The organism is Actinomadura sp. KC06, from assembly GCF_004348735.1.
Taxonomy (GTDB): Bacteria; Actinomycetota; Actinomycetes; order Streptosporangiales; family Streptosporangiaceae; genus Spirillospora.
Genome location: NZ_SMKT01000315.1, coordinates 1 through 4,248, shown reverse-complemented (window position 1 = coordinate 4,248; position 4,248 = coordinate 1). Strand labels below are relative to the sequence as shown.

The window sequence follows — 4,248 nt, the reverse complement described above, 5'->3', positions numbered from 1 at the left end:
CCGCGGACCAGTCCGCGCGCGGCCATGGCGCCCGCGTATCCGGTGCCGACCCGTCCCGCGGCCGCTCCCAGGGCCGCGCCGCCGACGGCCGATCAGAGGCCGCGTCCGGCGGGACCGTGGTTCAGCCTCCCGTCGTGGCCGCGCCCGACCCCGGCTCGGCGCCCGACCCCGATCCCGCACCGGACCGGGAACCGGACCCCGTACCGGACGACGACCCCCCACCGGGCCAGGACCCGTCGCCCGACGACGACCCGCCGCCGAGTCAGGAGCCCGATCCCGAACCCGATCCGGACGAGCTGCCCCACGGCCTGATCGGCCCCCCGGACCCCGAGGGCGGCGAGTCGATCTTCGCGCCCGGCGGCGTCCGCTGCACCCTGGGCTTCAACGTGCGCAAGTCCGACACCTACTACTTCCTCACCACGGGCGCCTGCGCCGAAGTCGGTCTGAAGATCTATGCCGACCCGACGCTGCGCATCAAGCTCGGCACAGTCGTCGACGTCGCGAACGGCACCACCGCGCTCGTCCGCTATGTCAGCCCCCACACGGAGAGGCCCGGCAGCGTGGGCACGCCCACGGGGTCGCAGGACGTCACAGGGGCGCAAACCCCGAAAGTCGGCCAGCGGATCTGCCGCATCAGCCCTGACACCGGCACCCAGTGCGGCACCGTAACGGCGCTCAACACGAGCGTCACCTCCCCAGGGGGGACGATCCACGGACTGGCAAGGACGACGATCTGCACAGAACCCGGCGACACCTCTGGCGCGCCCTACCTCTCCGGCACCTTCGCGCTCGGCATGGGATTCGGCGCCGGCGGGAACTGCGGCAGCGGCGGAACGACCTACTTCCAGCCGGTCGGCAAGGTCCTGAATGCCTTCGGCGTCGAGGTCTACTGACCGTCCACCCACGTCCATCCCGGCGTGGCGGCTAATTCGGTTGTGCGGTCGGACGCGGCGGATCTAGCGTCCGACCATGGACTCACCGCTGCCGGACGGTCCCGTGCGGCTGCTCGGAATCGACGACCTGCCCGCCTGCCAGCGCCTCGCCGAAGACCGTGACTGGGGACGCGAGGACCACAAATGGCGGTTCCTGTTCTCGGTCGGCGACGTCTACGGCATCGACGACGAGAACGGCGAATTGGCCGGCACAGTGATTTCCACGCCGTACGGCAAGGACGTCGCCGCCATCAGCATGGTCCTCGTCGCCAAACGCTACGAGCGACGCGGCCTGGGTGGACGCTTGATGCGGCACGCCATGGACAACACCTCGACGGCGAGCTTCTGCCTAACCGCCACCGACTTTGGACGTCCCCTGTACGAGCGTCTGGGATTCCGTACCGTGGGACTCTGCACTGCCTACACGGGCGTGGCTGAGGGTCTGTCCAAGCGGGGAGTTTCCGTCCCGGTAGAGGCGAGCGACATGCCCGCCGTCCACGCCCTCGATACCGAGGTCTTCGGCGCCGACCGCTCAGAAATGGTCAAGGGCCTACCGTCCTTCTGCGAATCATTCCGTGTCGTCCGGAACGGACACGGCATCGCAGGCTTCGGCGGCGCCTGGAAGAACGAGGATCGGACAATGGTCGGCCCGGTCACTGCGCAAGACACCGAAACCGCCCTCACCCTCGTGGACGAAGTCACCCCACCAGGCCCAGTGCGCCTCGACATAGACCACCGCCACCCAGAACTGATCACCTGGGCAGAAGCACACGGCCTGCGCCCCGCCTTCACCACCACGATCATGGAATACGGCGCCCCAATCAACGGCGACCCGTCCCGCCTCTACACCCCCGTAGCCCAAGCCCTCGGCTAACCCCGGACGGTCGCCTTCTTGGGCGGGAGGGCATAGCGGAAGATCTTCTTCCAGGTGCTGGTGACCTGCTTGGACAGCGAACCCGTGTGGTACGGCACCCCGTACTTCTCGCACAAGGCCCGGACGCGCGGCGCGACCTCGGCGTACCGATTGCTCGGCATGTCAGGGAACAGATGGTGCTCGATCTGATGGCTGAGGTTGCCGGTCATCAGATGAAACAGGCTCCCACCGGTGATGTTGCCCGACCCGAGAAGTTGCCGGACGTACCATTCCCCCTTCGTCTCACCCTCCAGCCGTTCCTCCTCGAACACCTCGATGTCCCCGGGAAAGTGCCCGCAGAAGATGACCGTGTGCGCCCAGACGTTGCGCACCACATTGGCGGTGAAGTTCGCGGCGAGCGTGGAAAAGAACTGCGGACCACTCAGCAGGGGGAACGCGACATAGTCCTTGCCCCACTGGCGGAGGATCTTGCGTCCGATGGCGCGCAGCTTCGCCTTCGTCACCTCCTTGTCGTGCGTCCCGTCCTGGATCTCCTCGACCTCCAGGTCGTGCATCGCGACGCCGTACTCGAAGAACATCGCCAGCAGCACGTTGTAGATCGGCTGCGCGAGGTGGGCGCGGCTCCACTCCTGTTCCGGCGTGACGCGCAGAAGGCCGTAGCCGACGTCCCTGTCCTTGCCGAGGATGTTGGTGAACGTGTGATGGACGAAATTGTGGGTGTGCTTCCACTGGGCGGCGGGGGAGACGTTGTCCCATTCCCAGGTCGTCGAATGGATTTTCGGATCGCGCATCCAGTCCCACTGGCCGTGCATGACGTTGTGCCCGATCTCCATGTTCTCCAGGATTTTCGCGAGGGCCAGCGTCGCGGTCCCGGCGATCCAGGCGGGCGGCAGTGAGGACGCCATCAGCAGCGTCCTACCCCCGATCTCCAGGCCGCGCTGCCAGCGGATCACCCGCCGGATATAGGCCGCGTCGCGCTCACCGAGCCCGGCGATGATCTCCTCACGGAGCGCGTCCAGCTCGCGCGCGATGGCGTCATAGTCGCCGTCCCTGAGATGCCCGGTCGTGGACACAGTCGTGGCGGTCATCCTCGTGCTCCTTCAGAGTTCGATTTCCACAGGCCCGGCGGCGGCCGAGACGCAGGTCTGGACGATGTCGCCTTCCTCGCCGTGCACCTCGCCGGTCCGCAGATCCCGGACCTTGCCGGAGCACAGGCGGCCGACGCAGCTGCGGCAGATGCCCATCCGGCACCCGCTCGGCAGCAGCGCACCGGCGTCCTCCCCGGCCACCAGCAGCGGCGTGGCGCCGTTCGCGTCGACCTCGACGCCGCTCTTGCTGAACGTCACACGCCCGCCTTGGCCGCCGTCCGTCCCGCCGCCGTCCAAGACGGTCCGAAAACGCTCGACACGCAACCTGTCCTCGACCCCAGCAGCGCGCCAGTGTGCTACAAGGTCGTCCAGCATCTCCCCAGGGCCGCAGGCCCACGCCTCCCGCTCCGCCCAATCAGCGCAAATCCCGGACAGGTCGGACGGCTTGAGTCGCCCCTCGACCACCGTGTGCCGCTCATGCAGCCGAAGCCCCGCCATGGCGCGAAGCTCGGCACCGAAGATGACATCCCCGGCCGTCCGATCCGAATGGACGAGCACGACATCACTCGACGACCCGCCAAGCCGCCGCAACATGGCCATGACCGGCGTGATCCCGCTCCCTGCCGTAACGAACAGCAGCTTGCGGGGAACCTCCGCGGGCAGGACGAACTCACCGTCCGCCAACCCAAGCCGCACGATCGCACCGGGCAGGACCTTCCTGACGAGATGTGCGGAGACGAACCCGTCCGGTGCGGCCTTGACCGTGATGGTGATGCGCCCGTCCTGCCGCGGCGGGGACGAAAGCGAGAACGTCCGCCAATGCCGGACACCGCCCACATCCACACCGACCTTGACCCACTGCCCCGGCAGATGCCCGCGCCACGCCCGCCCCGGCTTGATCACCAGAGTCGCCACCCCGGGAGCCTCATGCCGGACGGCCTCGACCCGCCCGCGGAGCTCCGCCGTCGACCAAAGCGGGTTCACCATCCCGAGGTAGTCCTCAGGCAAGAGCGGCGTGGTCAACTGCCGGACGGCCGCCTCAATCCCCCGCCACGTTGCAATGGATCGCCGCGATGCGGTGGCCAAGGTCCCTCCCGAAGGCACGCTAACTTACGATTGCGTAACCTACGAAGCCGTAAGGACGTGTTCAACCCCCCGCCCGGAAAACGCGACAGGCATCACACCACCACCCAATGTCCCATCCCCCGCTGTAACCCCGATGCAGCCCCCAGCAGACCCCAACGACCACCACAAGCCCAAGCGCATAGGCCTGACGCGCGGCCTCCTCGAACAGGACAGGCCACCGCCATCCGCAGGGCAGCGATCACCACCCACCGCCCCCTCGCCCCACGAC

4 protein-coding genes are annotated in these 4,248 nt (G+C 67.9%); 2 read left to right on the top strand and 2 right to left on the bottom strand.

Features of this window, described 5'->3' with window-relative positions:
• On the top strand, window positions 1-893 hold an 893-nt coding region (locus tag E1287_RS42240; RefSeq protein WP_243719822.1), incomplete at its 5' end, for a S1 family peptidase.
• Window positions 894-996: 103 nt separating this feature from the next.
• Window positions 997-1,806, top strand: coding sequence for a GNAT family N-acetyltransferase (locus tag E1287_RS42235; RefSeq protein WP_165969462.1), 810 nt, complete (start codon window positions 997-999; stop codon window positions 1,804-1,806).
• Here the strand turns inward: E1287_RS42235 and E1287_RS42230 are convergent.
• Entirely contained in the window at window positions 1,803-2,894 is a 1,092-nt protein-coding gene (locus tag E1287_RS42230) for an acyl-CoA desaturase (RefSeq protein WP_131971598.1), read from the bottom strand. The two genes, E1287_RS42235 and E1287_RS42230, sit on opposite strands and share 4 nt — an antisense overlap.
• Window positions 2,895-2,906: 12 nt before the next feature.
• A complete protein-coding gene (locus tag E1287_RS42225) occupies window positions 2,907-3,902 on the bottom strand; it encodes a ferredoxin reductase (protein WP_243719821.1) in 996 nt (331 codons plus the stop codon).
• Window positions 3,903-4,248: the final 346 nt, after the last annotated feature.